This window comes from Vibrio sp. ArtGut-C1, assembly GCF_002105475.1.
GTDB classification, from domain to species: Bacteria; Pseudomonadota; Gammaproteobacteria; order Enterobacterales; family Vibrionaceae; genus Vibrio; species Vibrio diabolicus.
Genome location: NZ_NCTH01000001.1, coordinates 157,024 through 174,271 on the forward strand (window position 1 = coordinate 157,024; position 17,248 = coordinate 174,271).

Below are 17,248 nucleotides of genomic sequence, written 5' to 3' on the forward strand. Positions count from 1 at the left end.
AATTTAACTTATTATATAGTGATGGAAATCTCAAAACTTTATTTTCTTATAATAACCTTCTTTTTAATAATGGGCGTTGTCACATAATTATTGAAGGTTCTTTCCTTTTAGGTGCGTTTCAATATCATTGAGATAGAAGCTGGAAAGTGATGAAAGTCTCTAAATTTTAATTCGATAAAATAAGTCTTTTAAATATGAAAATTTAATCACGAAATTTGTAATTTGAATTTTAAATAAATATTTCGTTTGTAATATCTGTCCTTGTCATTTTTAAAGAACAAAAAGAGATATTTCAAATGAAACGTTTAATTATAGGTGTTAGTAATTACATGCCTGAAGACTTTAGCTTATTAGCTGAATCTTTAGATGAACAATTTAATCGTCACTTACTGCCTTTAGAACAAGTTGAATTAACCGACGTTGGTGCGGCTATTATTACGTCAGCAGACATTAAAGCGGGTCTGCACAGAATGATTTCGGAAACAGGGTACGGAATTCCTGTTTTCTTAGTGACCGATGAAACTCCAGTTTCGGCAGAAGATTACGTTTGGTTAACGGGGGTTATTGATTTAGAAAGACAATCTATCGATTACTACTGCCGTCAAATTAATGAAGCTGTGACTAAATATGAGTGTCGTCTGCTCCCTCCTTTCTTCAAGCAATTAACGCACTACGTTGAGATGGGTAACTCGGCGTTTGACTGTCCAGGGCACCAAGGTGGTCAGTTCTTCAAAAAACACCCTGCTGGTAAACAATTCTACGATTTCTTTGGCGAAAACCTATTCCGTAGCGACTTGTGTAACGCGGACGTGGACTTAGGTGACTTACTGATCCACGAAGGTTCTGCACACCAAGCGCAAGCACACGCTGCAAAAGTATTTAACGCTGACAAAACTTACTTCGTACTCAACGGTACTTCTGCTTCAAACAAAGTGGTGTGTAACGCGCTAGTAACTGAAGGCGATTTGGTATTGTTCGACCGCAATAACCACAAGTCGAATCACCACGGCGCGTTAATCCAAGCGGGTGGTATGCCAGTTTATCTAGAAACAGCGCGTAACCCTTGGGGCTTCATTGGTGGTATGGATGAGCACTGTTTCGATGAAGAGTATATTCGTGCTCAAATCGCGAAAGTATCTCCAGAGCGTGCACGAGATGAACGTCCGTTCCGCTTGGCCATCATCCAGTTGGGTACTTACGACGGTACAATTTATAACGCTCGTTACGTCATGGATAAGATTGGCCACCTTTGTGACTACATCTTGTTTGACTCGGCATGGGTAGGCTATGAGCAGTTCATCCCTATGATGAAAGATTGTTCGCCACTGCTACTGGATCTGAAACCAGAAGATGCGGGTGTGATCGTGACTCAGTCTGTTCACAAACAACAAGCTGGTTTCTCTCAAACGTCGCAAATCCACAAAAAAGACCGCCATATCAAAGGCCAAGCTCGTTACTGCAATCACAAACGCTTTAACAACGCGTTTATGATGCACGCATCGACATCTCCTTTCTATGCGTTGTTTGCTGCATTGGATGTGAACGCGAAGATCCACGATGGTGAAGCAGGCTTACGTTTATGGAGCGACGCAGTTAAGACAGGTATCGAAGCGCGTAAAGAAATTCTCAAAAGTTGTGAGTTAATTCGTCCGTTCATTCCAAATGAAATTGAAGGTCAACCTTGGGGCAGTTATGACACTGATGTGATCGCGACCAACAAGAAGTTCTTCATGTTCGAGCCAGATGCAAACTGGCACAAGTTTGAAGGTTATGGTGAAGGTCAATACTTTGTTGACCCATGTAAATTGTTGCTAACCACGGCAGGCATTGCCGAAGACGGCAGCTACGCAGATTTCGGTATTCCGGCAACGCTATTGGCGAACTTCCTTCGCGAAAACGGCATCATCCCTGAGAAGTGTGACTTGAACTCCATCTTGTTCCTACTCACTCCTGCCGAAGATATGGGTAAGATCCGTCACCTTGTCGCGCAAATCAACCGATTCGAAAAATTCATTCGTGATGATGCACCTCTCAGTATCGTGCTACCAGGCGTCTACGAAGCGAACAAAGAGCGCTACCGTGGTTACACCATCCGTCAGCTATGTCAGGAAATGCATGACATGTACAAAGAGCTGAACGTGAAACAGCTACAAAAAGCGATGTTCCGCAGTGAATACTTCCCACAAATGGTTCACAAACCGGACGTGGCAACGCGCAAATACTTCCGCGGTGAATGCGATTACTTACCACTTAAAGAGGCCGTCGGCCGCGTAGCCGCCGAAGGTGCACTACCTTACCCTCCAGGCATTATCTGTGTGATCACTGGTGAAATCTGGACTCAACAGGTGGTGGATTACTTCTTATCTCTAGAAGAAGGCATCAACCGATTCCCAGGCTTCGCGCCAGAAATTCAAGGTGTGTACCTTGAAGATGTCGACGGTCGCACTACCGCACATTGCTATGTCCTAAAAGATTAATCTACCCGTTCGCACCACGCTCCGGCGTCGGTGCGAACCGCTTATTCGTGGAGAATAATTTATGAGTACTGAAACTAAAAAAATGTCGGTGGTGCAGTTAACCATTCTGACGTTCATCAATATGGCTGGCTCCGGTATTATCATGCTGCCAAGTAAACTGGCGCAAGTGGGCACCATTTCTGTGTTGTCTTGGCTGATCACGGCAGCGGGCTCTTTGGCGTTGGCTTATGTGTTTGCAAAATGTGGTCGCTTTAGTAAACGTGACGGCGGTATGAACGGTTACGCGTCTTACGCATTCGGTAAATCGGGTGCGTTTATGGCGGGCTGGACTTACGGTTTGTCGCTCCTTATTGCGAATATTGCGATCGCGATTACCTGTGTGGGTTACGGCTCCGCATTTTTTGAAGTGACCCTATCTCCGGTCGAAACCTGTTTGTATACCATCGCCATTCTTTGGATTTGTACTTTCGCTAACTTCGGTGGTGCGAAAATCACAGGTCAAATCGGTACCTTCACGGTATGGGGTGTGATCCTACCGGTATGTTCGCTAGGTATTGTTGGTTGGTTCTGGTTTAACCCAACCATGTACATAGAAGCTTGGAACCCACACCACCTACCATTTGGTGAAGCTGTGAGCGCTTCTATTGCCATGACACTATGGGCGTTTCTTGGTCTTGAATCGGCTTGTGCGAACTCTGAAGCAGTAGAAAACCCAGAGAAGAACGTACCAATCGCAGTATTGGGCGGTACGTTGATTGCTGCGGTGGTTTACATTGTATCGACAAACATCTGTTCTGGTATCGTTGCAAACTCTGAGCTTGCCGCTTCTACCGCGCTATTCTCAACCGTATGGTCTGTGATGCTTGGCTCAGCAGCAGGTAAAGCGGTTGCTGGTATGGCGGTATTGGCTTGTGCGGGTTCTCTATTAGGTTGGCAGTTCACTATCGCGTCAGTGTTCAAATCATCTTCTGATGCGGGCTTCTTCCCTAAATTGTTCTCTCAAGTGGACAAACGTGGTACGCCAATCAAAGGTATGGTGGCCATCACGGTTATCCAATCGGTGCTGTCTTTAATGACTATTTCTCCAACGCTGAACGAGCAGTTCGAAGCGCTGGTTAACCTAGCGGTAGTAACGAACGTAATTCCTTACATCCTATGTATGGGCGCAATTTTCATCATGCAGCAAGTGGCGCACGTGCCAGAGCGCGAGATGAAAACCACCAACATTATCGCTCTGATTGGTTCCCTATACAGCTTCTACGCGCTATATGGTTCCGGCTACGAAGCGATGATGTGGGGCTCAATCGTAACCTTCCTAGGTTGGAGTGCTTACGGTCTGATTGCTGCCAAGCATGAGCCTTTAGCAAATTAAAAAATAATAATGAAAGAGCCTTCCCAAACGCGGTGTGGAAGGCTCTTTGTTTTTAGGCGCTTATGCCAAGCCCAAGTCAGAACAAGGCTCTTGGGAATAAATATCCAATGATGTGAAAACTCATTTTCGACATTTGGAGGACGAAAGATGATAAGTCAACCTGTTAAAATCGGTGACGATACCGCCGTAGTCATTCCAAGCGTAATCCTGACTCAACTCGGGATAAGGGAAGGAGATACCCTAGAAATCGCACTGAATAAAGACAAAATGGAAATCAAGAAGATGGTGTTGAAAACCAGCGCTCCAACTTACTCTGAAGAAGTTAACGAGAATTGAGTTAGAGAATCTTGGTTTGTCGGATACACTACTGGTTTCGCAAAACTGGCGCTTGCCGCTGTCTTTGAACTATCGATAACAACAATAAGAGGTAAGGTACTATGCAAGGTATCCTCTCTATACAATCTCATGTTTCTTTTGGTCATGCTGGTAACAGCAGTGCCGTTTTCCCAATGCAACGCATGGGCTTCGAAGTATGGCCGATTCATACCGTTCAATTTTCTAACCACACGCAGTATCAAGAAGGTTGGACTGGGCGAGCGTTTGCGGCTGAAGACATTAGCGAGTTAGTGCGTGGTCTTAGTAACATCGGTGCATTGGAAAAGTGCCAAGCGGTGTTGACGGGCTACCAAGGCAGCGCAGAGCAGTGCCTTGCTGTTGAAGAAACCGTGACGAAGGTGAAGCAAGCGAACCCGAACGCACTTTATGTTTGCGACCCTGTGATGGGCGCGCCAGACAAAGGCTGTATTGTGGCGCCGGGTATTGCAGAAAACTTGTTAAACCGTCTGATGCCAATGGCAGATGTGATCGTGCCTAACCAGTTCGAGCTAAGCCAATTTGCAGAGATGGAAATCCACTCGTTAGACGATGCGATCACGGCATGCCAACGTGCACTAGCGAAAGGTCCAAAAATAGTGCTAGTGAAGCACCTTTACTGCCTAGAGAATGGCAGCTTCAACATGTTACTGGCAACGCAAGAAGGCATTTACTTAGCGAAGCGCCCTCAGTTTGAGTTTGCCAAACAACCTGTGGGGGTAGGCGATCTTATTTCGGCTATCTTCACCGCTGGATTATTGAAGGGCTGGTCTCCTAAACAAGCTTTCCAACACTGCCATGACGCGTGTTACGGGGTATTAAGCGCCACTTACCATGCAGGGGAGTGGGAGCTGCAAACTATCGCGGCACAGCAAGAATTTGTTGAGCCAAGTAAGCATTTCTCAATTGAAGAGGTGGTTCTGGCCACCGCGTAATTGAGCGCAAATAATTAGTATATAAAAAAGGGGAGCCATCATCGGCTCCCCTTTCTATTTGTTCTGTCAGTCTTACTGAGCTTTTTGCTGTTCTGATTTACAAACTGCTGCTGTGAAGACAACGTCTGTTGAACTGTTTAGTGCAGTTTCAGCAGAATCTTGAATCACGCCGATGATGAAGCCAACCGCTACAACCTGCATTGCTACGTCGTTTGAGATACCAAACAGACCACACGCAAGTGGGATAAGTAGTAGCGAGCCACCTGCAACACCTGATGCGCCACATGCAGAAACCGCAGCCACAATACTGAGCAGTAGCGCAGTCAGTAGATCAACTTCAATACCCATAGTGTGCACAGCTGCAAGCGTTAGCGTTGTGATAGTGATTGCAGCACCAGCCATGTTAATGGTCGCACCTAGTGGGATAGATACTGAGTACGTATCTTCGTCCAGTTTTAGCTTCTCACATAGTGCCATGTTTACTGGGATATTCGCCGCACTTGAACGAGTGAAGAACGCGGTTACACCACTTTCACGTAGGCAACGGAATACAAGTGGGTAAGGGTTTTGCTTAGTTTTAACGAACACGATCGCCGGGTTTACAACGAGTGCGATGATCATCATAGCGCCAAGAAGAACCGCCAGAAGGTGTGCGTAGCTTGCTAGTGCGCTAAAGCCTGTTGTTGCGAACGTTGAAGCAACCAGACCAAAGATACCAAATGGTGCAAGACGAATGATAAAGCGAACAATGTGAGACACGCTGTGGCTGAGATCTTCAAACACGGCTTTCGTTGTTGCAGATGCGTGGTGTAGTGCAAGACCCAGACCCACACCCCAAGCAAGAATGCCGATGTAGTTTGCTTCTACTAGTGCATTTACTGGGTTGTCGACCAGTTTAAACAACAGTGTGCGTAGAATTTCAGCAATACCTTGAGGCGGCGTTGCCCCTTCAGCGCCGGTGACAAGCGTTAAATTGGTCGGGAAAAGGAAGCTTAGAACCACTGCTGATAGTGCCGCGAAGAACGTACCCATCAGGTACAGTACAACGATTGGACGCATGTACGTGTGCTGGTTTTTCTTTTGGTTCGCAATTGAAGCGGCAACCAAAATAAACACAAGGATTGGCGCGATCGCTTTAAGAGCACCAACAAAAAGGCTACCAATTAATCCTGCACTTTCGGCATGGCTTGGGGAAATTGTGGCGAGCAAAATACCAAAGACAATACCGACAAGGATCTGGACGACGAGGTTACCACGAGCAAATCGGGCAACGAGGCTGTTGTGTTGCATACATCATTCCTGCAATTTTATGGCAGAGCGAGCAGGGCAATAGTCCATCATTACACGGCGATAATGCCCTTGTATTGCAAGGGGTGAGCATTGCTTCTGGTCACTAAGACACATGATTATCAATTATCCTGTTTTTATAAATTCAGCCATTTTCTTGCTGAATATCACATATCTTAGCTTGGTAATATTTTGTGTCTAGTTTTAGTTTGTTTTTGGATTAAATGTTTGCTCAATGTTATTTAAATAAGATTTTTATGTTGAAAATTATCATTAGTTATGAGTAATGGTTTTTAATAAAGTTGTTAAAAAGGAGACTTTCGTCTCCTTTGATTTTATTGACAACTCAAACGTAACAAATCAATAACTTTGTTGGCGCCTGCGCTTATCACTCATGGCATTTCGAGTGAGTTTCCCGAACTGTCGACTTTGAGCTCGTTGCTCTGCCAAAGTCGCGCCGTTAAAGGCTTGTTCTCGCAATAGTTTTTGATAGTTATTGAAACGACGAACCTCCAGTTTGCCATTTTCAATCGCAGCTTGAACTGCGCAACCCGGCTCAGTTTGATGCTGGCAATCACCAAAGCGACAACGCTGAGCGAGAGCCTCAATGTCAGAAAATGCCTCACTGACGCCCACTTCGCAGTCTGCTAGTTGAAGCTCGCGCATTCCCGGAGTATCAATCAAGATGCCGCCATCAGGTAATAGATGGATAGAGCGCGATGTGGTTGTATGTCGCCCTTTACTATCGTCTTCACGAATATGCCCGGTCGCCTGTTCTTGCTGCCCGAGTAATGCATTCACAAGAGTTGATTTGCCAACGCCTGAAGAACCGATAAAAGCGACGGTTTGTCCTTCTTCGCACCAGCTCATGAGTTTGGAAGCACTCTCTGCTTCTAAGCCGTTGACTGTCTCTATGACTAATAGAGGATCGAGCTTCTGTACTTGGCTTTTTAGTTCATCAATGTTGCCACACAAATCGGCTTTGGAAAGCACGATGACGGGTTCGACTTCGGCTTCATGAGCCAAGGCGAGATAGCGTTCAATACGACTTAAATTGAAGTCGTCGTTAAGGGAACAGACGATAAAAACGGTATCCACATTTGCGGCGATGAGTTGCTCTGCCACTTTGCTACCTGCTGCTTTGCGGCTAAAGAGGCTCAAGCGATCCAGTAAGCGAACAAATTGCTGATCGTCATTTAAGATAACCCAGTCTCCGACGGTCATATTGGGTAGAGAGTGGTGGGCATTGAGGTGGACTTGCCCCGTTTCTGTCGCCAATAGGTAACCACTTCGGTGATGCGCAATCACACGTGCAAAGATAGTGTCGTCGTAATCGTCTAGTGTCAGTTGTTGCTGAAAAAATGGTTTCCAACCCAATCGTTTTAGTGGGTTTGAAGTTGAAATTAATGTGTCACAAAAAGTATGTGTTTGATTCATTGTTGAATTATCCCAGACGCAAAAAAGCGCCTTAATACAAATCGCATTAGGGTCTAATTCGGATAGAGTTGACCCCGGTTAAGACCGGGCAGAGAAGGGGAGTTGTGGCTATGCCACGCAATTGGTGCGGTTAGGGTTACCCTTGCGATGCCCAGTTAGTGTTATTCAATACAATCATCATGTGTCCTCTTCGTTGGTTAATAAATAAGTGAATTAATTAAGCCAAGAGAGTATAGCCGCCCTTTTTCTTAGAGGGTAGCTATACTGCGAAAATATTAGCTTTGTTTGTTGATGCGCTCTTCCATAATCTGCGAATACGTGTTGGCTTTTAAGCCGTATATGATTTGGACATGACGCTCATCCAATATCACGATGCCATGTGCGCCATGATTTTTGAGTGCATTTTTATCTATGATGGACGTCGTTCTGAGGGTAAGACGCAGCCGAGTCGTGCATGCTCCGGTTTCTAGCAGGTTTTCTATCCCCCCAATGGCGTCAATGATCGTATCGACGTCTTGTTCGACATTGGGGTTGGTTTGAGTTAGGAAACTGAAAAACTGTTTCAGCACTGACTTAACTGTCATTTGAGGAGCCTTCAGTCGTCAGTTTTGAAATGGCTTCAACAATCGGTGCCGGCGAGAGTGTATGCGGTACCTTGGTGATTAACGTGCCATCCGGCTTCAAGAAGTAAAAGTAAGAGCTGTGATCAAGCGTGTATTTGAGCTCCGAGCCTTCCAATTCGGTTTTGCGGAAAATAACACCATAGTTGTGTGCCAAAGGTGTGGTTACATCAAGAGGTGCCGATAGGCCTTCAATCATTGGATGGAAGTAATGGGCATATTTCGCCGAGGCATCGGCCTCATCACGCTCTGGATCTAAAGAAATGAACATTGGGCGCAGTTGCGCTTTTTGCGCTTCATCGATCTGATTTAGGGCTCCTGCTAGCATAGCAAGCGAAGTTGGGCAAACATCTGGGCAGCGAGTAAAGCCAAAATAGACGACTCGAATGCGAGGGTCATTCACATCGAAGATATTGACGGCTTGGTTATTTTCCCCAAACAATACCGTTTGTTGAGAGGTGGAACTATCCACTTGCTCTGGCTTCGTTTTCTGATTATCTAAATAGCTTTTTACGCCAAACCCGAGGGCGAAAGCAACTACGAGAAATAGGGACCAATTGCGGCTCATAACGATTCCTTATCTTTGCATTTTTATAGCAGGGTAAACGGTATTCTCTCCATCACTGAGTTCACCAACCCAGGTCATGGCGTCTTGAGTGCAAACCGGCAGGATGATGTCACCTTGATATCGACCGGGAGCGACTTGCTTCAGTAAAAACTTGGGTTCTCCCATCTCCATTTCTCTTCCTGAAAGGCTTAGGACGAGTTGCTCAGCATCGCTTGTGCGCCACTCAACATTCAGAGTAGTAGGGACCAAGGGTTGAGCAGTATCTGCGTTGAGCGTCATCGTAACATTCTCTTGAACGCACGAGGCAGTAGAGAGAAAGCAATACTCATCTATCGGTTTGATCGGAGTGGATGAAGAAAAGCTTTTTAGTAAAGTCGGGGCATAAAATCCCGCAACCAGTGCGGCTGAAACAGCGGCGATTTGTAACACTTTCATTAAGGTTCAGCATTTATCACTTAACATTACCTGCATCGTAGCACAGAAGCGTCATTAGCCAACTCGTGGCCTAGATAAATTGTGCGTTGTGCCTCGATGACAGAGAGCAAAATAACCGCGCGGCTTAGGGGCTGTTGAATCAAGCCCATAAAGATTTTCAATTGCGATGATTTTCTCTTAGCCAATAAACAAAAACGGAGCCAATTGGCTCCGTTCTTGTTTGTTGATTCCGTATTGATTTGATACCGCAGTTACTTGTCTGAATCTGCAAATTTTTCGAGACTCAAAACCAGCGCAATGGCAGCAAGCATCATCACAACGGCAAGCACTAACTGAGAAGGTTGTGATGTTACGTGTTCAAATTCAAATGGTGATAGGTTGTGCTGTAGCAAGGGCACTTGCTCACCCTTTGAATTGGTGCGCCAAGTAATGGTTTCTTTCCAAGGCCAAATCTTTGGTAACGTACCAATCATTAAGCCTGTCAAAAACATCAGAGTGAAATCGCGGAACTTGCGTAGTAACCACGACAATAGATGCGAAAAGGACAGCAAACCAATCACACAACCTGACAAAAACAGCGCTAATGTATCGACTTGGAAGCCTTTCACGGCGGCTAATACTGGCGCATACATCCCAATCAATAACAAGATAAAACTGCCAGAGATGCCCGGTAAGATCATCGCGCAAATCGCGATAGCACCAGCGAACAATGTGTTAATGGCCGTTGGTTCCATGTGTAAAGGTTTAAGCACGGTGATGCTGTAAGCAAACCCGACACCAACAAGTAGAGTCACAAAGCGGATAAGATCACGTTGTTCAACCTGACGAATAATGTGATAGACCGATACCAAAATCAGACCAAAGAAAAATGACCAAAGTGGGATGGGGTGTGTGTCAAGAAGCCAAGTGATCAACTTTGCTAGCGTAGCAATGCTGGTGAAAATACCGGCAAACAGAGCGATAAGGAAGAAACCGTTGATGTGATTAAAGGCGGCTTTAACCCCTTTTTTTCGCCAAATAGAGAAAAGTGATGGGTTAATGCGTCGAATGCTCTCAAGCAGTGTATCGTAAATGCCGGTGATAAACGCGATGGTGCCGCCTGATACGCCAGGAACAACATCTGCTGCGCCCATGGCGATTCCTTTGAAGAAAGTAATTAAGTAGTTCATTGCTCTAATGCTAAGTCGTTTCGATGGCACAGAGTATACAAACATTGCGACGAAAAAAGTATGAAATAGTGCTGTAGCTACTGGGTTTTATATCCAAGCAATTGCTTATTTTTGTTACAGGTTATGAGGTGATTCAAATACAACGATATCTTAATATTTGGTTTACATTATTGAGATGATTAACTGTACTATCAATGGCTACGCCTGTTGCATTATGCAAATGCAATTTGATAATTGGATTTGCGTTTTGCTATATTTTATATAGACAAATTCACTTTATATGAGATCCTGTGCCCAAAAATAAGTCTTTGCATTTTGGCATGATTAATGCATAATACTGCTCGACCCTTCTTAAGCCGAGGGTCACCTAGCCAACTGACGTTGTTAGTGAATACAATTTGTTCACACTAAATATAAGCCAATCGCGATTATTGCGGTTGGCTATTTTTTTATATGAACAACGTTACTTACGTGCTTTGCAAATTGCACTTCCCTCGTTCTAGACTCATAAAAAAGGGCTGACGCATCACGCCAACCCCTTGTATTTCACTTTAGGTTTTAATCTGTTTTCTTGAGCTGATCAGTACCCCATCAACTGGAGTAAATTTTCAGCTGTCACAATGGCCTCTTTACGATTGGCGATATTGAGCTTTTGGTACAAGTTGCGAATGTGGGTTTTAATCGTGGTGCCTGCCACATCAAGCTCTTGCGCGATTTGCTCATTACTGAAACCAGAATAAATCAAACCAAGCACCTGCCACTCACGTTGAGTCAGTGGGCTTGTGCGAACCAGTTCCGGTACGTTAGGGTGGTTTACCAGCTTCTCAATGAAGTCTTCATCAAAGTGAATAGAGCGGCTGCGCTGATTGGAGGAAATATCCTTCATCAATTGTTGAGCGCGGTGACGTTCTAGATCGCCTAACTCATGGCGGAGGCTTAACTTCTCCAGTAGCCCGCCAATGGTGGCGCCATCAATGAGGAAATTACCTACCATCCCCGTCTGGTTTGTCATCACTAACGCTTCTTTTAGCAAAGCTTTTGCTTGCTCTTCGTCTTTTTGACGAGCAGCAAACACCGCTTCGACCACTAAGTTGCGATTAGTATCTGTGATCAGGTTGGTTCGACGAGCTTCACTTTGGAGGAAATCTAATGCTGCGCGCGCTTCGGTATATTGACCTAAGTTGATGTGTGCGCGTGCAATGTTACGCCATTGCAATTGTGAAAAGTGGTTGCATGCCGATTCAGGACGAACTGCAGTGTTGAGCCATTCTTGCATTGCATCGGTATTCCCGCGCGCTTGCCAAAACAGGATCAACGATAGTGAGGCGTTTGCTGTCCAATCTACGTGGTAAGTCGACTGCTTCATCAAATGTTGAATGTGCTCAATGAATTTACCGGCTTTGTCTAGCTCGCCACGGCCAACCGCAATACGCGCCAGCATCGAGTAGCTGTGTAAGTGCTTACTTGGCGAATGGTTTTCGAGAATTTGTAGACCTCGGTAGGCACATTCTTCTGCTTCATCAAGTCGGTTCCAGCACCAAAGCACTTGCGCTCGAATACGCAGCAAAAACTCGTGCAGAGGAACATGTTGAAGTTGCTGATCTTCAATCAAACGGAATGCGGAATCTTGCAGCTCAAAGGCGGCTTGTACGTAACCTTGCGCAATCAAAATCTCGCTTTGTTGTAAAATCGCCCATAACGCTTGGTGGTAAACTTGGTACTGACGAGCCAGTTTCTCGGTTTGTTGCATCATCGGTAACGCGCGGTCGAGTTTACCTAGCACGTGGTTAACTTCGCCAACAACCGAAGTTGCCACAATGCGGCTACGGTAAATCGTGTTATCAAGTTGGCTAAGTGCTAGCTCCGCTAATTCGAGTGCTTTCTCTGGCTGGTTGCTGTTGATAGCCACTTGAGCAAGCAGCGCGTTTGCTTGACCTTGATAATGAATATCTAACTCAATGTTACGCTTTTTATGCTCTTCTTCCGCTTCTTCAAGCAGGTGGCCTACTTGGTTATAACGGTGCTGACTTTGAGCCAACCAAGCTCGGAGCATCGTAAGTTTTGGGTGGCTGAACAGAAGCTCAGCATCCAACTTATTAATTGAGCTTTCCAGTGTGCTGAGCTCGCCTTGGTTAAACATCTTCCAGCCGAATTCGTTTAGAATTTCTACCACCAAGTCTTTATCGTTCGACTTTTGTGCATGGTGAATCGCTTGGTGCGGTGCTTTTTGTTGTAACCAGGCAACAGCTGCATTGCGGTGGAGATCTTTTTCTTGCTGAGGAATACGCGCTTGGCGCTCATGAGACAAAAACTCGCCAAATAAGTTATGGAATCGGAACCAGTTTTGCTCCCCTTCGAGTGGGTAGATGAATAAGCCGTAGCGGTTTAATGATTCGATCAAACCAAGCGCATCTTCGCGTTGGGTGAGGGCAAACACCAACTCATCATTGAAGTGGTCAAGCACGGAAACTTGCATCAAGAAATGACGAGTTTCGTGATCGAGTAGGTCAAATACTTCTTCGACCAGGTAATCCCACAAATGCGCGTGATTGAACTGAGATACCGACTCTACGGTTTGCGCCAATGTACGGTTTTGATGTTGCGCTTGCAACGCGATCAACTGCATCGCCGATGGCCAACCTTCCACATAGGTTCTGAGGCTGTTTGCCATGTCTTCGTCGATGCCATCGGCAATACGCTGATTAAAGAAACGAGTCGTTTCTTCGGTATCGAACGCCAACATCTCGTTGCCGATTTCGATCATTAAATCACGAACACGTAAGTTTGCAGTACCCAGAGGCGGCGCTGCACGACTTGTTACCACAACGGTGAGGTTGTCTGGCATGTGTTTTAAGAAGAAACGCATGGATTCATGAATTTCATCGTTGGTGATCAAGTGATAGTCATCTAGCACCACGTAGCACTCTTGATGAAAATCAGCCATTTCCGCGAACACTTCGCTGAATAAAGAACGTAGAGAAGAGATTTGGCGTTTTTCCGCCAGTTTTTGTGCGTTAGAGCAACTGAAGTTGGTGGCTTTGTTTAATGCTTGAAGCAGGTAGTTCACAAAACGAAAGCCGTCGTTATCGCTGTCATCAATGCTGTACCAACCGACGTTTGGTTTATCGGATAGCCACTGCGCTGCCATGGTGGTTTTTCCGTAACCTGCTGGGGAGCGGAATAAAACCAATTTGTAGTAAGGCGCTTGCTGTAGTAAGTCCAACACTCGTGGGCGCACGATGGCATTGTGCAGGCGTCCTGGTCGAGTAAGCTTAGATGGAATCCACATTAGTAATTATGTCCTTATTTATGTATACCCAAGTGATTGCGACGTGATCATTTCAGTAAGGCCCCTCGAAAGCTTCGTCTTACTGAATGATTTCACCGGCATCAAAAACTGCTTGAATGCCGGTTGATGTCGCCTCTTGTTGGGGCTTGCATCCGTCTGAAAAACCATTCCATACGGTCACTTAGATATAAAAGCTAGCGAAAACTAGAAATAACTCACACCGCCTAATTCTAGTTTGTATAAAAAGCGTACAATCCTGTGAGCCGTGTGGGATGTTACGACATCAGAAATGTCCGTTACTTTGATCCACTTCCTAATTCTCAAGGGTTGATGGATTTACCATCAACTACGCCCTTTATTTGTGATTCTTGTCACTTAAATATCTTTTGTGTCGAACGTATTAAGATCTCGTTGCACATCGATTATGAAAAATCTTTCCATGTTAACCAAGTTAATGTGACCAATATTACAATTTTCACATCATCAGATGAGTGGGCTATAAAAAGCGTCATGAACGGGTTTTAACCTTTCTCATATTCCATTGTGATCAAAATCACTAAGAACTGGAGCAAAGCTCACTTTGTTGAGATTTGGATCACTAACCTAGCAATGGTACCCCCTCTACGCCCTCAGCCCTCCTCCTTCAAAGGAGGAGAATTAGGAGGATGTTTATTCACAGAGGTAAATGCAGGATGTATGGCAGATGAATTACCAAAAGACGTGAGAATTTCGTAATGAAACCTACTCAACAAAAACAATTTGACAAGAAGTCGTTCCAAGAAAGCGTAAAGAAACACCTATCTGTAACTTACGCTCACACGATTGAAAACGCAGACAGCCGCGCTTGGTACCTAGCAATGGGTCATGCACTGGCTGAGTTCACTACTTTAGATTTGCTTGCTACTGAAGAAGATCCACGCATTAAAAGTGCGAAGAGCGTTAACTACCTTTCGCTAGAGTTCCTTATCGGTCGTTTGACGGGTAACAACCTAATCAGCATGGGTCTGTACGAACAAGTAACAGAAGCAATGGCTGAACTGGGTTACAACCTAACTGACCTGCTAGAAGAAGAACGTGACCCATCATTGGGTAACGGTGGTCTTGGTCGTCTAGCGGCATGTTTCATGGATTCATGTGCGGCACAAGAATTCCCAACCGTCGGTTACGGCTTGCACTACGAATACGGTTTGTTCAAACAGTCTTTCAAAGATGGTCGCCAGCAAGAAGCACCTGACGCATGGCGTGGTGTAGAAGGCTACCCTTGGGAAATTGCTCGTCCAGAACTTGCACAAGAGATCGGTTTCTACGGTCACGTTGAAGTGGTTAACGAGAACGGTAAAGAAGTTCGCAAATGGGTTCCTGGCATGTCTGTAAGAGCAATGCCTTGGGATCTACCAATCGTAGGTTACGAATCAGACACGGTTTACCCGCTACGTCTTTGGGAATGTCAGGCAATTGCACCGTTCTCGCTAGCAAGTTTTAACAACGGTGACTACTTCGAAGCGCAGCACGCACTGATCGACGCAGGCAACATCACTAAAGTGCTTTACCCGAATGACAACCACGAGAAAGGTAAAACACTTCGTCTAATGCAACAGTACTTCCACTCAGCTGCGTCTGTACGTGACATCCTACGTCGCCACGAAGCAGCTGGCTACTCGCTAGCGGATCTACCGAAGCAAGAGACTATCCAGCTTAACGATACGCACCCAACGATTGCGATTCCTGAGCTAATGCGCATCCTGATGGACGAAAAAGGTCTAACTTGGGAAGCGGCTTGGGAAATCAGCTCTCAAACCTTCGCGTACACAAACCACACGCTACTTCCAGAAGCACTAGAGACATGGCCGGAGTCGCTAATTCAGCACCTACTACCACGTCACATGGAGATCATTTACGAGATCAACCACCGCTTCCTACAAGACGTACGTGCAATGTGGCCGGGTGATGTCGCAAAACAACAGAAGCTTTCTATCATCGAAGAAGGTTTCCACCGCATGGTTCGCATGGCAAACCTATGTGTAATTGGCTCTTACGCAGTAAACGGTGTAGCGGCACTTCACTCTGAATTGGTTAAGAAAGACCTATTCCCAGAGTTCCACGAAATGTACCCAACACGTCTACACAACGTAACGAACGGTATTACGCCACGTCGTTGGTTGAAGTTCTGTAACCCAGGTCTTTCTAAGCTAATCACAGAGAAAGTCGGTCCAGAATGGCCAGCGAAACTAGAGCAACTAGAAGGCATCGCTAAGTACGCCACTGACGAGAAATTCCAGAAAGAATTCATGGCAGTGAAGAAAGAGAACAAAGAACGCCTAGCTAACTGGGTGAAAGATAACATGGGTATCGAACTCGATACTAATGCGATCTTCGATGTTCAAATCAAGCGTCTGCACGAGTACAAGCGTCAGCACTTAGACCTTCTACACGTACTGTCTCTGTACCATCGCATTATTAACGAACCAGGCTTCGAATGTGTGCCTCGCGTTGTGTTCTTCGCAGCGAAAGCGGCACCGGGTTACCACCTAGCGAAAGAAATCATTTTCGCTATTAACAAAATTGCTGAGAAAGTGAACAGCGACCCTCGCATCGGCAACAAGCTGAAAGTGGTCTTCATTCCTGATTACCGCGTGAGCATGGCTGAAATTATTATTCCTGCGGCGGACGTATCACAACAAATTTCACTTGCGGGTAAAGAAGCATCAGGTACTGGTAACATGAAGATGGCGCTTAACGGTGCCCTAACGATCGGTACGATGGATGGTGCTAACGTTGAGATTCGTGAAGAAGTAGGCGATGAGAACATCTACATCTTCGGTCTAGACGTTGAAGGTGTGAAAGCGCTGAAATCTCAAGGTTACAACCCATTTGATTACTACAATGCGGATCATCTACTCAAAGCGTCTATGGACCTACTACTGGGTGAAGAATTCACTCCAGGTCAACCAGGCTTACTGCGTGCAACGTACGACAGCCTACTAGATGGTGGTGACCCGTACTTATGTCTTGCGGACTTCGCATCTTACGTGAAAGCGCACGAAGACATGAGCGAACAATACAAAGACCAAGCTGGCTGGGCGAAGAAAGCCATTCTTAATACCGCCCTTGTCGGCAAGTTCACCTCAGATCGCTCAATTCGCGACTATGTGAACAACATCTGGAAACTAAAAGCGGTTCACCGTTAATAGAACAGAGTTAAGACCAAGGTAGCCAAGCGCTACCTTTGGTCATTTTCCAAAAGAAGTTATTGATAACAATAAAACCCTACATGGAAGGTGTTGGTA

The 17,248-nt window shown here is 45.5% G+C and carries 12 protein-coding genes; 5 read left to right on the forward strand and 7 right to left on the reverse strand.

Annotated features, from left to right (window positions below):
* The first annotated feature begins 296 nt into the window (after positions 1 to 296).
* The 4 genes from speF (at position 297) to pdxY (ending at position 5,156) form a co-directional block, all read left to right on the forward strand.
* Positions 297 to 2,477 carry an ornithine decarboxylase SpeF gene (gene speF / locus B7360_RS00650; RefSeq protein ID WP_031780582.1) on the forward strand — a complete coding sequence of 727 codons (2,181 nt, stop codon included), beginning with the start codon at positions 297 to 299 and terminating at the stop codon, positions 2,475 to 2,477.
* Positions 2,478 to 2,538: 61 nt separating this feature from the next.
* The gene (gene potE / locus B7360_RS00655) at positions 2,539 to 3,849 is read left to right on the forward strand and encodes a putrescine-ornithine antiporter (protein ID WP_085342498.1); all 1,311 of its coding nucleotides are present in this window, start codon (positions 2,539 to 2,541) and stop codon (positions 3,847 to 3,849) included.
* Between the two features lie 147 nt (positions 3,850 to 3,996).
* Entirely contained in the window at positions 3,997 to 4,185 is a 189-nt protein-coding gene (locus B7360_RS00660) for an AbrB/MazE/SpoVT family DNA-binding domain-containing protein (protein WP_005396772.1), read from the forward strand.
* Between the two features lie 101 nt (positions 4,186 to 4,286).
* A complete protein-coding gene (gene pdxY / locus B7360_RS00665) occupies positions 4,287 to 5,156 on the forward strand; it encodes a pyridoxal kinase PdxY (protein ID WP_085342499.1) in 870 nt (289 codons plus the stop codon).
* 72 nt (positions 5,157 to 5,228) lie between these two features.
* On the opposite strand, the gene sstT is transcribed toward pdxY, so the two are convergent.
* From sstT to malT, 7 genes are all read right to left on the reverse strand, one after another.
* Positions 5,229 to 6,446, reverse strand: a complete 1,218-nt coding sequence (gene sstT, locus B7360_RS00670; RefSeq protein WP_005396770.1) for a serine/threonine transporter SstT — start codon at positions 6,444 to 6,446, stop codon at positions 5,229 to 5,231.
* 357 nt (positions 6,447 to 6,803) lie between these two features.
* The gene (rsgA, locus tag B7360_RS00675) at positions 6,804 to 7,880 is read right to left on the reverse strand and encodes a ribosome small subunit-dependent GTPase A (protein WP_085342500.1); all 1,077 of its coding nucleotides are present in this window, start codon (positions 7,878 to 7,880) and stop codon (positions 6,804 to 6,806) included.
* Positions 7,881 to 8,155: 275 nt separating this feature from the next.
* Positions 8,156 to 8,464: a PTS transporter subunit EIIB gene (locus B7360_RS00680; RefSeq protein ID WP_085342501.1), complete on the reverse strand. Its 309-nt coding sequence runs from the start codon at positions 8,462 to 8,464 to the stop codon at positions 8,156 to 8,158.
* Positions 8,454 to 9,068, reverse strand: a complete 615-nt coding sequence (locus B7360_RS00685) for an SCO family protein (RefSeq protein WP_006740812.1) — start codon at positions 9,066 to 9,068, stop codon at positions 8,454 to 8,456. The genes B7360_RS00680 and B7360_RS00685 overlap by 11 nt, the downstream gene beginning before the upstream one ends.
* Before the next feature lie 9 nt (positions 9,069 to 9,077).
* Positions 9,078 to 9,503, reverse strand: a complete 426-nt coding sequence (locus B7360_RS00690) for a hypothetical protein (RefSeq protein WP_047009646.1) — start codon at positions 9,501 to 9,503, stop codon at positions 9,078 to 9,080.
* Between the two features lie 251 nt (positions 9,504 to 9,754).
* Positions 9,755 to 10,672, reverse strand: coding sequence for a DUF368 domain-containing protein (locus tag B7360_RS00695; RefSeq protein ID WP_041853110.1), 918 nt, complete (start codon positions 10,670 to 10,672; stop codon positions 9,755 to 9,757).
* 580 nt (positions 10,673 to 11,252) lie between these two features.
* The gene (gene malT / locus B7360_RS00700; RefSeq protein WP_005396763.1) at positions 11,253 to 13,961 is read right to left on the reverse strand and encodes an HTH-type transcriptional regulator MalT; all 2,709 of its coding nucleotides are present in this window, start codon (positions 13,959 to 13,961) and stop codon (positions 11,253 to 11,255) included.
* A gap of 734 nt (positions 13,962 to 14,695) precedes the next feature.
* Between malT and B7360_RS00710 the strand changes: the two genes are divergently transcribed.
* The gene (locus B7360_RS00710; protein ID WP_085342503.1) at positions 14,696 to 17,149 is read left to right on the forward strand and encodes a glycogen/starch/alpha-glucan phosphorylase; all 2,454 of its coding nucleotides are present in this window, start codon (positions 14,696 to 14,698) and stop codon (positions 17,147 to 17,149) included.
* The last annotated feature ends 99 nt before the right edge of the window (positions 17,150 to 17,248 follow it).